We start from the raw sequence: 16,153 nt of genomic DNA, 5'->3' as shown, positions 1-16,153 counted from the left end.
ATCTCATTGCACGCGGCGAACATGTCCTTCAACCGCGCCGCACCATCCAGCAGCGAATACTGCGTGTGCACGTGCAGATGCGTGAAGGGCGGCTTTGTCACGGCTGGGGCCTCCAGAGGGGCGCGGGACGTCTGGGGTGACAGCGTCGAAGTCTACGACTTGCGGCCGACAGCCGCGGGCGCCCGCGCCCCCTCCCCGGGCCTCCGTCCGCGCCCCTCCCGGAACCGCCGTCGGCCGCGCCGCAGCCTTCGTCGTGCGGGCACTCGGGGGCCGCCCCGGACGTTGGGAGGACGAGGGCCCGTACGGCGGGCCCGCTCCCGGCCGCGGTGGCCGGGTCCTTTCGTTCCACCCTTGCAGCAGGAGGCACACAGCGATGCCGGTACCGCACCCCGCCGAGGTCACGGCCGACGAGCGCGGCGAGGAGATCCTCGCCGTCTTCGGGACCGCCTTCGGCGAGCTCCTGGCCGCAGATCCGGCCGCCTTCCGGGTCAAGTTCCGGAAGATGGCGGCCTCGGCGTTCGCCTTCTACCGGGGCACGGCCTGCCTGTTCTACCGCGACCTGGAGCGGGAGCACGCCGCCCGTGGCGACCGCGCCATCGGCAGCGGGCCGTACCTGGACGAGCGGACCAGCCGCGTGTGGATCCACGGCGACCTCCACGCGGAGAACTTCGGCACGTACATGGACTCCAACGGCCGCCTGGTCTTCAACGTCAACGACTTCGACGAGGCGTACGTCGGCCCCTTCACCTGGGACCTGAAGCGGCTCGCCGCTTCCCTGGCCCTGATCGGCTACACCAAGGCCCTCAGCGACGAGCAGATCAGCGAGCTGGTGCGGATCTACGCCGCCGCCTACCGCGAGCGGATCCACGCCCTGGCGACCGGCGCCGCGGACGACGACGTGCCGCCCTTCACCCTGGACACCGCCCAGGGGCCGCTGCTCGACGCCCTGCGCGACGCCCGCTCGCTGACCCGCTTCTCGCTGCTGGACTCCATGACGGAGATCCGGGACTTCGAGCGGCGCTTCGCCGCCGGCGGCGGCTCGATCGAGCTGGACGCGGCCACCCGCTACAAGGTCCTCGCCGCCTTCGACGGCTATCTGGAGACGCTGCCGGAGGCCAGCTTGGCCCGCCCCGACTCGTACCGGGTCAAGGACGTCGTCGGCCGGCGCGGGATCGGCATCGGATCGGCCGGACTCCCGTCGTACAACATCCTCCTGGAGGGCAACAGCGACGCCCTGGAGAACGACGTCGTGATCTACATGAAGCAGGCCCAGACACCGGCCGTCTCCCGCCACATCGACGACGAGGCCGTACGGAAGTACTTCCACCACGAGGGCCACCGCACGGTGATCTCGCAGCGCGCCCTCCAGGACCACGCCGACCCGTGGCTGGGCTGGACCGAGCTGGACGGCGAGGGCCAGCTCGTCGCCGAGGTCTCCCCGTACGCCGTGGACCTGGACTGGTCCGACATCGACGACCCGCAGGAGATCGCGGCCGTCGTCGCCGACCTCGGCCGGGCCACCGCCACGATGCACGGCGCCGCGGACGACGAGAGCGGCCACTCCCTGGTGCCGTTCTCCACCGAGCGGGCCATCGACGCGGCGATCGCCGCCGACGAGGACGGCTTCCCGGAGCTGCTGGTGGACTTCGCCCACGCGTACGGCAACCGCGCCCGGGTGGACCACCAGATCTTCGTGGACCTCTTCCGCAACGGACGCATACCGGGCCTCTGACGGCCCCGGCACATCGGCCGGGGCCCGCAGCCAGCGGGCCCCGGCCGCCTCCTCAGACTCCTCTCAGCAAGTCATGGCACACTCGGCAGACGATGGACGTATCGGGAATGCAGCTCAGAGCGCTGCGGGCAGCGATCTTCACGGCACTGGTCGTGACGCTGTCCACGGCGTCCCACGTGCTGCTCTCCCAGGCCCCGCTGCCGTGGTCCACCGTGGCCGCGCTGACCGCGGGCGTCTTCCTCGTCGCGTACGCCCTGTCGGGGCGCGAGCGGGGCTTCTGGCGGATCGCGGGGCTGCTGGTCCCGCTGGAGCTGGCCGCCGACACCGTCTTCAACGGCAGCCAGGACGTCTGCTACGGCCCCGCCGGCGGCCCGGTCACCGGATCGCTGCGGGCCCTCGGGTTCGACGTGCTGTGCGGGGGCTCCGTGGGCACCCAGTTCCCCGGCGTCTCCGGCGACGGCACCACGGCCCTGCTGCCGGCCACCGACCCCGCGCTGCCCTGGCTGCTGCTCGCCGCCCACGTCTCGGTGGGGCTCTTCGCCTCGCTCTGGCTGTGGCGCGGCGAGGAGGCGCTGGCCCGGCTGGTGCGGTCGGTGGGCGCGCTCGCCTTCCGTCCGCTGCTGCTGGCGGTGGCCGCCGCGGTGGCGGTGCACGGCCCGGCGCGACGCCCGGCGCGTCCCGCCCCGTGGCACACCTCCTTCCGCACCCTCCTGCTGGTGCACGCGCTCGGCCTGCGGGGCCCGCCGCGGCCCGCGGCGCCCTTCGCCCTCGCGGCGTAGCGGCCTGGGGCCTGTCGCCACCCTCCGTCGCGGCACCCTCCCTGCCGGCCCTTCCTGGCCGCGGTCAGGGGCGCCGGTGCGCGGCGCCTTGGTGTACGGCGTGACGCGGGCGCGCCCCTCCGCCGTACCCCCTTCCCTTCCCTTGACGCCGTATCTCCCGATACGTCCCCCATGGAGTGATCCCGCATGAGTGCACGCAACAACAAGGTCAACAAGGCAGCGGCCCGCGAGCGGCTGCGGCTGGAGCGCGAGCGGCAGGCCAAGAAGGACCGCGTCCGCCGTCAGCTGATCGTCGCCGGTTCCACGGTCGGCGTGCTCGCCCTCGCCGCCGGCGTCGGCTTCGCCGTGATGGAGGCGAGCAAGCCGGACCACTGGGAGGCCGCGAAGGACGAGAAGAACGTCACCGCGCCCAAGAACACCAGCGGTGAGAACGGCACCACGGTCCTCCTCGGCAAGCCGGAGGCGAAGAAGACGCTGGAGGTCTACGAAGACCCCCGCTGCCCCTCCTGCGCCGCCTTCGAGCAGGGCGTCGGCGAGACGATGAAGAAGGACGTCGCCGAGGGCAAGTACAAGGTGCAGTTCGTCGGCGCCACCTTCCTCGACAACGGGGACCAGGGCGAGGGCTCGAAGAACGCCATGAGCGCGCTGGGGGCCGCGCTCGACGTCAGCCCCGAGGCGTTCTCGGACTTCAAGGCGGCGCTGTACTCGAAGGAGTTCCACCCCAAGGGCAGCGACAAGTTCGCCAAGGACTCCTACCTCCTGGAGATCGCGGACACCGTGCCGGCGCTCAAGGACAACGCCGCGTTCAAGAAGAACGTCGAGGACGGGACCTTCGACGCCTGGGCGATGAAGATGTCCGCGCAGTTCGACAAGAGCGGCATGGGCGGCACCCCGGCGCTGAGGATGGACGGCAAGAAGGTCACCACCGAGGGCACGGACAGCCCGCCGATGACGGCGGAGGAGTTCCGCACGACGGTCGACAAGGCGCTGGCCGGCTGACCCACCGCGAGCCGACACCGGCCCCGGGGCGCAAAGCCCCGGGGCCTTCGCCCGCCCAGCCCCGTATGCCTCTCCCACACCTCAAGAACCACGCGCACCGGCCCGTACGTCGTGGCACCGTCCCGGTTCCGTCTCGATGCGGATGACGTTCGACGATCTTGTACCCATCTGCCCTACCGACGAGTAGGGTGCGGGGCCGTGACCAGTCGATCCCCGTCAACTCCCCGTCTCCGCACGGTCGTCAAGGCCGCTGCCGCCACCGCCGCCGTCGCCGCACCGACCCTCGCGGCCACCGCATCGGCCGCCCCCGCCGCGGCCCAGGTCCACCTCTTCCACCACGGCGTCGCCTCCGGCGACCCGCTCCCCGACGGCGTCCTGCTGTGGACCCGCGTCACGCCGTCCGCCGAAGCCCGGCCCGGCTCGGGCCTCGGCCCGGACACCCCGGTGGGGTGGGAGGTCGCCGAGGACCGGGAGTTCGCCCGCGTCACCGCCCGCGGCGAGACGACCGCCACGGCCGCCACCGACCACACCGTCAAGGTCGACGTCCGCGGACTGCACCCGGGCACCGACTACTACTTCCGCTTCACCGCGGGCGGGACCGCCTCCCCGGTGGGCCGCACCCGCACCGCCCCGGCCGCGGACGGCGACGCCGCCGGGGCGCGCGTCCGCTTCGGTGTGGTCTCCTGCGCCAACTGGGAGGCCGGCTACTTCTCCGCGTACCGCCACCTCGCCGCCCGCGGCGACCTGGACGCCGTGCTCCACCTCGGCGACTACATCTACGAGTACGCCACGGGGACGTACCCCAAGCCGGACGAGGTGGTGCGCCGGCACGCGCCGGAGCACGAGATCGTCACCCTGGCCGACTACCGGCTGCGCCACGCCACGTACAAGACGGACCCGGACCTGCGGGCGCTGCACGCCGCGCACCCCGTGATAGCCATCTGGGACGACCACGAGATCGCCAACGACGCCTGGGCGGGCGGCGCGGAGAACCACACGCCGGGCGCCGAGGGCGACTTCGCGACCCGGGCCGCCGCCGCCCGCCGCGCGTACTTCGAGTGGATGCCCGTCCGCGCGTCCACCGAGGGCACGGTCTACCGTCGGCTGCGCTTCGGCACGTTGGCCGATCTGCACCTGCTCGACCTGCGGACCTTCCGCTCGGAGCAGACGAGGCTCGGCAGCGGCGCGGTGGACGACCCGGACCGCACGATCACCGGCCGAGCGCAGCTCGACTGGCTGAAGGCGGGGCTCGTCGGGTCCGACGCGACGTGGAAGCTGGTCGGGACGTCGGTGATGATCTCCCCCGTCGCCTTCGGTGCGCTGCCGGCGCACCTGTTGGCCCCCGTCGCCACGTTGTTGGGGCTGCCGGAGGGCGGCCTGGCGATCAGCGTGGACCAGTGGGACGGGTACACGGACGACCGCAGGGAGCTGTTGGAGCACCTCGTGCTGCGGTCCGTCAGCAACACGGTGTTCCTCACCGGCGACATCCACATGGCCTGGGCCAACGACGTCCCGGCGAAGGCCGCGACCTATCCGCTGTCGGGGTCGGCGGCGACCGAGTTCGTGGTGACGTCGGTGTCGTCCGACAACCTGAACGACCTGCTGAACGTGGCGCCGCGCACGCTGTCGCTGGTCGCCGGCGCGGCGATCAAGGGCGCCAACCGCCATGTGCAGTGGCTGGACATGGACAGCCACGGCTACGGCGTCCTCGACGTCACCGCGGAGCGCGCCCAGATGGACTACTACGTGGTGTCGGACCGTGCGCAGCCGGACGCGACGTCCTCTTGGGCCCGCTCGTACCGCACGCTCAGCGGTACGCAGAAGGTCGAACGCGTCCGCCAACCGGTGGGCTGACGCCCGAGGTGGTTAAAGGCTGTCCAGGAAGGCGAGGGCGACCCGCCAGGTCTGCTCGGCCGCTTCCTGATCGTAGTCGGGCAGGTCCGGGTCGGTGAAGATGTGGCCGGCGCCGGGGTAGCCGTACACCTCGACGTCGGCGCCCGCCCGCCCCATCCGCAGGTACCACGCGGTCAGCCAGTCGTGCGGCTCGAAGGGGTCGGGGTCGGCGATGTGCAACTGGACCGGGAGTTCGTCGACGGTCGTGCCGTCGGCGATGTCGGAGGTGCCGTGCAGGAGCAGCAGTCCGCGGGCGCGCTCGTCGCCGAGCGCCAGGTTCTGCGCGACGGAGGCGCCGAGTGAGAACCCGGCGTACACCAGCCCGGCGTCGGAGTGCGGCGCGGACGCGGCGATGCCCCGGCGCAGCAGCTCCTCCTGGCCGAGCTCCTCCTTGAAGGCCATGCCCTCCTCGACCGTCTCGAAGGTCCTGCCTTCGAAGAGGTCGGGGGTCCACACCCGGTGACCTGCGGTTTCGAGCCGCTCGGCGGCCGAGTGATCGGCCGGTCGCAGACCGTAGGTGGAATGAAAGAGCATGATGTTCATGCCGCCAGGTTACGTTCCCCTGCATGGAGAACACGCTGCGTCCCTTGCTCGTCTTCGGCGGCACGCTGGTGCTCACGCTGCTCGTGGGCTGGCTGGTCGACCGATTGTTGCGGCGTGCCGACTCCCGGCACGCCGAGACCCCGCTGTGGGGCCTGTTGCGCCGCTGCCGCCCGCCGTTGCAGGTGGTGCTGGCGGCCGGGCTGCTCAGAGGCGCCTACCGACAGACCGGCATCGGTGTGGTCGACGACCACGAGGAGGGGTTCGGACGGTTCCTCACCCTGGTGCTGATCGGGGCCTCGGCCTGGCTGGTGGTGCGGATCGCGCAGGCGGTGGTGGAGTCCACGTACAGCCGGTACGCGGCGGCGACCCGCGATCCGGCCCGGGTGCGCAGGGTGCGCACCCAGGTCACGCTGATCCAACGGGTCGTGGTCGCCGTGGTGGGGGTGGTCGCGGCCGCGGCGATGCTGCTGACCTTCCCGGCGATGCGGACGGTGGGCACGTCCATGCTGGCGTCGGCCGGTGTCCTCGGCATCGTCGCCGGCGTCGCCGCGCAGTCCACCCTCGGCAACCTCTTCGCCGGACTCCAGATCGCCTTCGGCGACATGGTGCGCATCGGGGACACGGTGGTCGTGGAGGGCGAGTGGGGCACGGTCGAGGAGATCACCCTGACCTCGCTGACCGTGCGCACCTGGGACGAGCGGCGGATCACGATGCCGGTCTCGTACTTCACCGGCAAGCCGTTCGAGAACTGGTCGCGCGGCGGCGCGCAGATGACCGGCTCGGTCTTCTTCCACCTGGACCACTCGGCGCCGGTGGAGCTGATGCGGCAGAAGCTGCGCGAGGTCGTCGAGGCGCACCCGGCGTGGGACCGGCGCGACTTCTCGCTGGCGGTCACCGACACCACCCCGTCGACCATCCAGGTGCGGGCGGTGATGACGGCGAAGGACGCGGACGACATCTGGACGGTGCGGTGCGCGGTGCGGGAGCAGTTGGTGACGTGGCTGCACGAGCACCATCCGTACGCGCTGCCGCGGATCGCGACGGCACCCGCGGCGGCCCGCGAGAAGGGGCACGAGGAGGTGCGGGACGAGGCGCCCGAGGTCCGGATTCCGGGCGCGGGCCGACCGGGTACGGGCCGGGGCTGAGGCGGCCGGGGCGGAACCCGGCTCAGTGGCCGCGTTCCGCCCCGCCGTTGACCTGGATGACCTGCGCGGTGAGGTGGCCCGCCGCGGAGGAGGCCAGCCAGTGCAGGGTCTGGGCGATGTCCCCCGGGTGCCCGATGCGCCCGGTGGCCGTCTCCTTGATCAGCTCCGCCAGGTGGTCCGCGGGGAAGTCGCCGCCGAAGAAGTCGGTCTCCTCGACGTAGCCGGGCGACACCACGTTCACGGTGATCCCGCGCGGCCCGAGGACCCGGGCGAGCTGGAAGGCGTACGGGTGGAGCGCCGCCTTCGCCGCGGCGTACGCCGGCCGGCCCGAGCCGCGGGCGGCGGCGATCGAGCTGAGGAAGAGCACCCGTCCCCCGGGCGTGGCCAGTCGGTCCCGGAGCGCTTCGGTCAGCAGCACGGCGGTGAGGGTGTTGAGCCGGAAGTTGACCGTCCACTCCTGGTGCAGGTCGTCCAGCGGGTCCTCGTGCCCTTCGGGCACGGCCCCGCCGGTGCCGCCGGCGCTGTGGACGAGGACGTCCACGGTGCCGTACTCCCGCTCCACGAAGTCGGCGACGCGGCGCACGTCGGCGGGGTCGCCGAGGTCGCCCGCGCAGTGCGCGGCGCCCGGCAGCGAGGCCGCGGCACGCTCCAGCACGTCGGCGCGCCGGCCGAGCAGCACCACCCGGTCCCCGCCCTCGGCGAACGTCTCCGCCGCCGCCAGCCCGATGCCCGTTCCTCCGCCACTGATCACCACGGTGCGCGCCATGGTGCGGATCCTACGAGCCCCGCGGACCGGTCGGGGCTCAGCGCAGGCTGCGTACGTCCAGATGACGCAGCACCCGGTCGACGACCTCCGGATCGGCGCCCGGTTCGCTGCGGGCGGCGAGCACTTCGTGGCGGGCGGCCGACAGCATCTCGCGCTGGATGCGCTGCACGGTCCGCGCCCGCTCGGTACGCCGGGCGAACCACTCGCGCCGGTCCTCGTCGACGATGTCGGGGCTGATCCGGGCGCCCACCTCGTACGCGCCCCGGTGCAGCCGCTCGCTGACCTCCTCCGGCAGCTCCTCGACCTCCTCGATCTCCTTGAGCCGGTGCCTGGCGGCGCGGGCCGCGCGCACCGCCAGCTCGTGCTCCAGGTCCCGCTCGGCGTCCACGTCCGCGCGCACGCCGAGCCGCTTCACCAACCAGGGCAGGGTCAGGCCCTGGAGCAGCAGGGTCGCGAGGATCACCACGAAGGCGATGAAGACGATCTCGTCGCGGCCGGGGAAGGGGGCGCCGTCGTCCGTGGTCAGCGGGACGGCGAGGGCGAGCGCCACGGAGGCGACGCCGCGCATGCCGGACCACCACATGACGACGGTCTCCCGCCAGCTCATCGGGATGTCCTCGTCGTAGTCCCGTTTGCCGTGCAGCCGCTTGGCGAGCCAGGTGGCCGGGAGCAGCCACAGCAGCCGTACGCCGATCACCACGGCGGTGATGGTCGCGCCCCAGCCGAGCATCCGCGGCACCTGGCCGTCGGCGGTGCCGAAGACGTTGCGCAGTTCCAGTCCGATGAGGCCGAACGCGACGCCGGTGACCAGGGTGTCCACCACGCCCCAGAAGGTGTTCCCGGCCAGTCGCCCCATGACGTCGTCCGCGTCGGCGGCGTGCTCGGCGAGGAAGAGCGCGGTGATGAGCACCGCGAGCACGCCGGAGCCGTGCAGCTCCTCGGCGACGACGTAACTGACGAACGGCACCATCAGGGTGAGCCCCACCTGGAGGATGGCGTCCCCCAGGAACCCCATCAGCCTGTTCGACAGCCACCCGATCACCACTCCCACGACCACCGCGACGACGGCGGACAGCAGCAGTTGGACGGCGGCGGCGGACCAGGAGAAGCTGCCGCTGACGGCCGCGGCGATCGCCACGTGGTAGAGCACGATGGCGGTGACGTCGTTGAAGAGACCCTCGCCCTCCAGGATGGACACCAGCCGCCGCGGCAGCCCGAGCCGACCGGCGACCGCGGTGGCCGCGACCGGGTCCGGCGGCGCGACGAGCGCCCCGAGTGCGACGGCCGCGGCGATCGGCAGGCCCGGCACGACGGCGTTGACGACGAACGCGACGGCCGCGGTGGTGACGAAGACCAGCGCGACCGCGAGGAGGAAGATGGGGCGCACGTTGGCGGCGAACTGCCGCCAGGAGGTGCGCTGCACGGCGGCGTACAGCAGGGGCGGCAGCACCAGCGGCAGGATGAACTCCGGCGGGATCGCCACGTTCGGCACGAAGGGCAGGAAGGCGACGCCCGCACCGGCGAGCGTCATCAACACCGGCGCGGGCAGATCGAGCCGCTCCCCCAACGGCACACTCACCACGGCCCCGAGTACCAGCCCCAACAACAGCGCAACCTGATCCACGCGCCCCTTATACCCCGTGCGTCCGATTTTCGACGCCCCAGGTCGAGCAGAAGCGCGGGCCCCTTGCTGGCGGCTGCGGCCCGGTAGTGGGCTTGCGCCCCTAAATCCCCGTCCGTGGCCCGCAGGCGAAACACCGGGGGAAGCGAAACAGGGGCGCTGGGGCCCCCATGCCCTCCGGGCATAGGGGGCGGAACTGCGCGAACAACCGACCACCGGCCCGCAGAGGCCGACGCGCCTTCAGCGCCACGGCGAAGACGCCACCGCACCGCCCGCCCGCAGGGCGCCCCGCTCCCGCTACACGCTCTCCGCGGCGATGCGGTCCAGCGCCACCTGCAAGTCCTCCGGGTACCCGCTCTCGAACTCCACCCACCGCCCGTCCGACGGATGCTCGAACCCCAACCGCACCGCATGCAGCCACTGCCGCGTCAGCCCCAGCCGCTTCGCCAGCGTCGGGTCCGCCCCGTACGTCAGGTCCCCCACGCACGGGTGCCGGTGCGCCGACATGTGGACCCGGATCTGGTGGGTGCGGCCCGTCTCCAGCTTGATGTCCAGCAGGGACGCCGCCCGGAACGCCTCCAGCAGGTCGTAGTGGGTGACCGACGGCTTGCCCTCGGCGGTGACGGCCCACTTGTAGTCGTGGTTCGGATGCCGCCCGATCGGCGCGTCGATCGTGCCGCTCATCGGGTCGGGGTGGCCCTGCACCAGCGCGTGGTAGCGCTTGTCGACCGTGCGCTCCCGGAACTGCTGCTTCAGCAGGGTGTACGCGCGCTCGGACTTCGCGACGACCATCAGCCCGCTGGTCCCGACGTCCAGCCGGTGCACGACGCCCTGCCGCTCGGCCGCACCGGACGTGGAGATCCGGTACCCCGCCGCGGCGAGGCCGCCGATCACGGTCGTGCCGGTCCACCCGGGGCTGGGGTGCGCGGCCACGCCGACCGGCTTCACGATCACCACGATGTCGTCGTCGTCGTGGATGATCTCCATGCCCTCGACGGGCTCGGCGACGATCTGCACCGGCGCGGGCGCCTGCGGCATCTCCACTTCGAGCCACGCACCGCCGTGCACCCGCTCCGACTTTCCGACGACCGCGCCGTCGACCTGCACCTTCCCCAGCGCGGCCAGCTCCGCCGCCTTCGTACGGGAGAAGCCGAACATGCGGGAGATGGCGGCGTCGACGCGCTCGCCCTCCAGGCCGTCGGGTACGGGCAGGGTGCGGATCTCGGGAAGCGTACTCACCCGTCCGAGTATGCCTTGCCCGCGTGCCCGTCTCGCACGCGTGCAAGGCGGACGGGCCCGCCCGCCCCGGGACGAGGCGTCAGTCCTTGTGGACGGTCCCGTCCGGGTCGAGCCCCCGGAAGGAGAGGATCACGATCAGGAAGCCGCCGCACACGATCGCGGTGTCGGCCAGGTTGAAGACCGCGAAGTGCGCCGGCGCGATGAAGTCGACGACGGCGCCTTCGAAGACGCCCGGGGAGCGGAAGATCCGGTCCGTGAGGTTGCCGAGCGCCCCGCCCAGCAGCAGACCCAGCGCGATGGCCCACGGCAGGCTGTAGAGCTTGCGGGCCAGCCGGACGATCACGACGATCACCGTCGCCGCGATCACCGTGAAGATCACGGTGAACGCCTCGCCGATCCCGAAGGCCGCGCCGGGGTTGCGCACCGCGGTGAACTTCAGCAGGTCCCCGACGACCTCGATCGACGGCCGGTGCTCCAGCTTGGCCACCACGATCATCTTGCTGACCAGGTCGATCAGGTAGGCGACCACGGCGACGCCGACGAGCACGGCGATCTTGCGTTTGCCCCGGGGCCGCTCCGCGGGGGCCTCCGCCTCGCCGCTCTCGGCTCCGTCCTCCGGCGTACCGATGATGCGCTCCGCCTCTGCCACGTGAGTCCCTCAACCTAGGTGCCTGACTGAGCACGAGGGTACGTCACAGCTCCGGACTCAGCCCCGGCGCTCCTGCTTCTGCTTGCACTCCACACACAGGGTGGCGCGCGGGAACGCCTGCATCCTGGCCTTGCCGATCGGCTTCCCGCAGTTCTCGCAGATGCCGTACGTGCCGGCGTCCAGCCGCAGCAGGGCGCGCTCGGTCTGCTCCAGCATCTCGCGGGCGTTCGCGGCCAGCGACAGCTCGTGCTCGCGGGTGATGTTCTTCGTGCCCGTGTCGGCGTCGTCGTCACCGGCGCCGTCGCCGGAGTCGCGCATGAGTCCGGCGAGGGCCGCCTCGGAGGCGGTCAGCTCGGCGGTGAGCCGGGCGACGTCGCCCTCCAGCTTGGCCCGGGCCGCCGCGACCTCCTCCGGAGTCCAGGGCTCCTCGCCCGGACGTACGGCGAGTTCCTGCGCGGGGGCCGCCGCGTCGCGCGCGGTGGGCACCGCCGTGGGGCCCTCGTCGAGGGCCACGGTCTTCTTCGCTCCCACTTTCCCGGCTCCTGTCTGCCTTGGGGACTTCTTCGCGGTCTTCGCTGTCTTCGCGCTCTTCTGAGCTGCGCTCTTCTTCGCCGCGACCTTCTTGGCCACGGCCTTCTTCGCAGCGGTCTTCTTCGCCGGCGCCTTCTCGGCCGTCGGCGCGGTCGCCCCAGCCGTCTCTTTGGCCGCCTTCTTCGCGGCGGTCTTCTTCGCCGGTGCCTTCTTGGTGGCCTTCGCCGCCGCCTTTCGGGCGACGGGCTCCTTCCCCGCGGACCCCTCGGTCGCGGCCCCGTCCGCCGCGTCCTTGCGCGGCCCGCCGGCCGCCGTCCCGGCCACGGCCTCCTGGGCAGCGCTCTTCTTCGCAGCGGTCTTCTTCGCCACCATGGCCGCGGCCCCTTCACATATTGTGATCTTGCTCGCGAATCGTGCTGGGACGATAAATCGACCCCAGCTCCGCGGCAAACGGGGCACGCCGCCACATGTCGACCACCTCGGTCTCGCACAACGGTCTCGGTGAATCGGGCCTTCATCCGTTGTGCCCGGTCCCCCGCCCCGTAATCCGCCCCTTGACAGCGCCTGCACGCCGCCCGTCAGGGCACCCGTGCCGACCGCCGCCGGGGCGCGGTGCACCCCTCCTCCGTTCGGGTCACGTCCCCGCCCGCCCCCGCGCCCCGGCCCGACCGCCCGTAAACCGGTCGGTCCGGACCCTCCGCGGCGCTTACACTGGGCTGAGCGAAAGGCGTCGATGGGGCCGAGTAGCGTCGCGAGCAGCCATGAGCGACCCGGGGACGGTGCGAGCCCGGGGGACCGGCGCGACGTGAAGCATCACCCCGGAGCCGCCGGAAGAAAGCCACGGATCAGCCCGCGGCGACTAGACCCGGCTTCGCGACCCAATGAGGGGACGGCGCACCGCGCGCCGTCAAGGAGGGTGGTACCGCGGGAGCCGACCGCTCTCGTCCCTCCGACGGAAGAGAGTCTGTCCGCCGGAGGAGTTTCGCCCATGACACCCCCCCAGTACCGCCAGGTCCCCGCCCAGGTGGACCTGCCCGCGCTGGAGCACGCCGTGCTCGACTTCTGGCGCGAGAACAAGGTCTTCGCCAAGAGCCTCGCCCAGTCCGAGGGCCGCCCCGAGTGGGTCTTCTACGAGGGCCCGCCGACCGCCAACGGCATGCCCGGCGCCCACCACATCGAGGCGCGCGTCTTCAAGGACGTCTTCCCCCGCTTCCGCACCATGCGCGGCTACCACGTCGCCCGCAAGGCCGGCTGGGACTGCCACGGACTGCCGGTCGAGCTCGCCGTCGAGAAGGAGCTGGGCTTCTCCGGGAAGCAGGACATCGAGGCGTACGGCATCGCGGAGTTCAACGAGAAGTGCCGCGCGTCGGTGACCCGGCACACGGACGCCTTCGCCGAGCTGACCGACCGCATGGGCTACTGGGTCGACCTCGACGAGGCGTACTGGACCATGAAGCCGGAGTACATCGACTCCGTCTGGTGGTCGCTGAAGGAGATCTTCGGCAAGGGGCTGCTGGTCCAGGACCACCGCGTCGCCCCCTGGTGCCCCCGCTGCGGCACGGGCCTGTCGGACCACGAGCTGGCACAGGGGTACGAGACGGTCGTCGACCCGTCCGTGTACGTGCGCTTCCCGCTCACCTCCGGCCCGCTCGCCGGCGAGGCGTCGCTGCTGGTGTGGACCACGACCCCGTGGACCCTGGTGTCGAACACCGCCGTCGCCGTCCACCCCGACGTCACCTACGTGGTCGCGACCGACGGCACGGAGCGGATCGTCGTCGCCGAGCCGCTGTTGGAGAAGTCCCTCGGCGAAGGATGGGAGGCCACCGGCCGGTCCTTCACCGGTGCCGAGATGGAGCGCTGGACCTACGAGCGCCCCTTCGACCTGGTCGAGTTCCCCGCCCCCGCACACTTCGTCGTCAACGCCGACTACGTCACCACCGAGGACGGCACGGGTCTGGTCCACCAGTCCCCCGCCTTCGGCGAGGACGACCTCAAGGTCTGCCGCGCCTACGGCCTGCCGGTGGTCAACCCGGTCCGCCCCGACGGCACCTTCGAGGAGGACCTGCCGCTGGTCGGCGGCGTCTTCTTCAAGAAGGCCGACGAGGCGCTGACCGCGGACCTCGACGCCCGCGGCAAGCTCTTCCGCCACATCCCGTACGAGCACAGCTATCCGCACTGCTGGCGCTGCCACACCGCGCTGCTGTACTACGCGCAGCCGTCCTGGTACATCCGCACGACCGCGGTCAAGGACCGGCTGATCGAGGAGAACGAGCGGACGAACTGGTTCCCGGACTCCGTCAAGCACGGCCGGTTCGGCGACTGGCTCAACAACAACGTCGACTGGGCCCTGTCCCGCAACCGCTACTGGGGCACCCCGCTGCCGATCTGGCGCTGCGAGGACGACCACCTCACCTGCGTCGGCTCGCGCGCCGAGCTGACCGAGCTGACCGGCACGGACCAGACCGCGCTCGACCCGCACCGCCCCTTCATCGACGACGTCACCTTCGACTGCCCCGAGTGCGGCGGCACGGCGACCCGCGTCCCCGAGGTCATCGACGCCTGGTACGACGCCGGTTCGATGCCCTTCGCGCAGTGGGGCTACCCGTACAAGAACAAGGAGCTGTTCGAGAAGCGCTACCCGGCGCAGTTCATCTCGGAGGCCATCGACCAGACCCGCGGCTGGTTCTACACCCTGATGGCCGTCGGGACGCTGGTCTTCGACAAGTCGTCGTACGAGAACGTGGTCTGCCTCGGCCACATCCTCGCCGAGGACGGCCGCAAGATGTCCAAGCACCTGGGGAACATCCTCCAGCCGATCCCGCTGATGGACCAGCACGGCGCGGACGCGGTCCGCTGGTTCATGGCGGCCGGCGGCTCCCCGTGGTCGGCCCGCCGGGTCGGGCACGGCGCGATCCAGGAGGTCGTCCGCAAGACGCTGCTGACCTACTGGAACACCGTCGCCTTCCAGTCGCTGTACGCCCGTACGTCGAGCTGGGCCCCCTCCGCCGCCGACCCGGCGCCCGCCGACCGCCCGGTCCTGGACCGCTGGCTGCTCGGCGAGCTGAACACGCTGGTGGACCAGGTCACCGAGGCCATGGAGGCGTACGACACCCAGCACGCCGGCAAGCTGTTGTCCGCGTTCGTCGACGACCTGTCCAACTGGTACGTACGACGGTCCCGGCGCCGCTTCTGGCAGGGCGACGCGGCGGCGCTGCGCACCCTGCACGAGGTGGTCGAGACGGTCACCCGGCTGATGGCCCCGCTGACCCCGTTCATCACGGAGCGGGTCTGGCAGGACCTCGTCGTCCCGGTCGCCCCGGACGCCCCGGAGTCGGTGCACCTGAGCGAGTGGCCGAAGGCCGATGCGACGCTGGTCGACGAGGCGCTGTCGCGGCAGATGGCGCTGGTGCGGCGGCTGGTCGAGCTGGGCCGGGCGACGCGGGCGGAGTCCGGGGTCAAGACCCGGCAGCCGCTGTCCCGCGCGCTGGTGGCGGCGACCGGTTTCGACGCCCTCTCCCCCGAGCTGCACGCGCAGATCACGGAGGAGCTGAACGTCTCCTCGCTGGCGTCCCTGTCCGAGGTCGGCGGTTCGCTGGTGGACACCACCGCGAAGGCCAACTTCCGGGCGCTGGGCAAGCGGTTCGGCAAGGGCGTCCAGGCGGTCGCGAAGGCGGTCGCCGAGGCGGACGCCGCCGCGCTGGCGCTGGCGCTGCGCGACGGGGAGGCCAGCCTGGAGGTGGACGGCGAGACCGTGCTGCTCGCCCCGGACGAGGTCATCATCACGGAGACCCCGCGCGAGGGCTGGTCCGTGGCGTCCGACTCCGGTGCGACGGTCGCCCTCGATCTGGAGATCACCCCGGAGCTACGGCTCGCGGGGCTGGCCCGGGACGCGATCCGGCTCATCCAGGAGGCCCGCAAGAACAGCGGGTTGGACGTGGCCGACCGCATCGCCGTCGTCTGGTCCACCGAGGACGCCTCGACCGCGCACGCCCTCACGGAGCACAGCGCGTTGATCGCGGACGAGGTGCTGGCCACCGGCTTCGCCCGGTCGGCCGCGGACGACTCGTACGGCCCGGCCTTCAGCGACGAGGCGCTGTCCCTCACCTTCCACCTGCGCAAGGTCTGAGGCACCGCTCCAACACCAAGGCCCCGTCCTCTTCACTTCCGTTCTAGTGGTCGTTGCAACACCTCAGCTCAAGGGGTGCGATGGACTTCAGGATCCGGGAGAACCGGCAGGCTCAGGGGCCCAAGGCCCT

At 71.9% G+C, this 16,153-nt stretch carries 13 protein-coding genes; 6 read left to right on the top strand and 7 right to left on the bottom strand.

Features of this window, described 5'->3' with window-relative positions:
• Positions 1-71, bottom strand: a 71-nt coding sequence (locus tag AB0E05_RS36090; RefSeq protein WP_361971785.1) for a hypothetical protein, incomplete at its 3' end; no start/stop codon positions are given.
• A gap of 302 nt (positions 72-373) precedes the next feature.
• Between AB0E05_RS36090 and AB0E05_RS36085 the strand changes: the two genes are divergently transcribed.
• The 4 genes from AB0E05_RS36085 (at position 374) to AB0E05_RS36070 (ending at position 5,364) form a co-directional block, all read left to right on the top strand.
• A complete protein-coding gene (locus AB0E05_RS36085; protein ID WP_361971783.1) occupies positions 374-1,732 on the top strand; it encodes a DUF2252 domain-containing protein in 1,359 nt (452 codons plus the stop codon).
• Between the two features lie 92 nt (positions 1,733-1,824).
• A complete protein-coding gene (locus AB0E05_RS36080) occupies positions 1,825-2,511 on the top strand; it encodes a hypothetical protein (protein ID WP_361971781.1) in 687 nt (228 codons plus the stop codon).
• Between the two features lie 186 nt (positions 2,512-2,697).
• A complete protein-coding gene (locus tag AB0E05_RS36075) occupies positions 2,698-3,510 on the top strand; it encodes a DsbA family protein (protein WP_361971779.1) in 813 nt (270 codons plus the stop codon).
• 198 nt (positions 3,511-3,708) lie between these two features.
• Positions 3,709-5,364, top strand: a complete 1,656-nt coding sequence (locus tag AB0E05_RS36070; protein WP_361971777.1) for an alkaline phosphatase D family protein — start codon at positions 3,709-3,711, stop codon at positions 5,362-5,364.
• 12 nt (positions 5,365-5,376) lie between these two features.
• On the opposite strand, the gene AB0E05_RS36065 is transcribed toward AB0E05_RS36070, so the two are convergent.
• Complete coding sequence (locus AB0E05_RS36065) at positions 5,377-5,946, bottom strand: dienelactone hydrolase family protein (RefSeq protein ID WP_361971775.1); 570 nt, start codon at positions 5,944-5,946, stop codon at positions 5,377-5,379.
• 23 nt (positions 5,947-5,969) lie between these two features.
• On the opposite strand from AB0E05_RS36065, the gene AB0E05_RS36060 reads away from it, so the two are divergent.
• Positions 5,970-7,091 (top strand): mechanosensitive ion channel domain-containing protein, encoded by a 1,122-nt coding sequence (locus AB0E05_RS36060; protein ID WP_361971773.1) that lies wholly within the window; start codon positions 5,970-5,972, stop codon positions 7,089-7,091.
• Positions 7,092-7,113: 22 nt separating this feature from the next.
• Here the strand turns inward: AB0E05_RS36060 and AB0E05_RS36055 are convergent, their stop codons facing one another.
• From AB0E05_RS36055 to AB0E05_RS36035, 5 genes are all read right to left on the bottom strand, one after another.
• The gene (locus AB0E05_RS36055; protein ID WP_361971770.1) at positions 7,114-7,857 is read right to left on the bottom strand and encodes an SDR family oxidoreductase; all 744 of its coding nucleotides are present in this window, start codon (positions 7,855-7,857) and stop codon (positions 7,114-7,116) included.
• A 37-nt stretch (positions 7,858-7,894) separates the two neighbouring features.
• Complete coding sequence (locus AB0E05_RS36050) at positions 7,895-9,481, bottom strand: Na+/H+ antiporter (protein WP_361971768.1); 1,587 nt, start codon at positions 9,479-9,481, stop codon at positions 7,895-7,897.
• Between the two features lie 294 nt (positions 9,482-9,775).
• Positions 9,776-10,717 carry an RluA family pseudouridine synthase gene (locus tag AB0E05_RS36045; protein ID WP_361971766.1) on the bottom strand — a complete coding sequence of 314 codons (942 nt, stop codon included), beginning with the start codon at positions 10,715-10,717 and terminating at the stop codon, positions 9,776-9,778.
• 79 nt (positions 10,718-10,796) lie between these two features.
• Positions 10,797-11,366, bottom strand: coding sequence for a signal peptidase II (gene lspA / locus AB0E05_RS36040; protein WP_361971764.1), 570 nt, complete (start codon positions 11,364-11,366; stop codon positions 10,797-10,799).
• Between the two features lie 57 nt (positions 11,367-11,423).
• Positions 11,424-12,269 carry a TraR/DksA C4-type zinc finger protein gene (locus tag AB0E05_RS36035; RefSeq protein WP_361971762.1) on the bottom strand — a complete coding sequence of 282 codons (846 nt, stop codon included), beginning with the start codon at positions 12,267-12,269 and terminating at the stop codon, positions 11,424-11,426.
• Positions 12,270-12,885: 616 nt separating this feature from the next.
• Here AB0E05_RS36035 and ileS point away from each other — a divergent pair.
• On the top strand, positions 12,886-16,023 hold the full coding sequence (gene ileS, locus AB0E05_RS36030) for an isoleucine--tRNA ligase (RefSeq protein ID WP_361971760.1): 3,138 nt from the start codon (positions 12,886-12,888) through the stop codon (positions 16,021-16,023).
• Positions 16,024-16,153: the final 130 nt, after the last annotated feature.

It is taken from the genome of Streptomyces sp. NPDC048057 (genome assembly GCF_040653095.1).
GTDB lineage: Bacteria > Actinomycetota > Actinomycetes > Streptomycetales > Streptomycetaceae > Streptomyces.
This window is presented reverse-complemented; position numbering and strand designations above follow the sequence as displayed.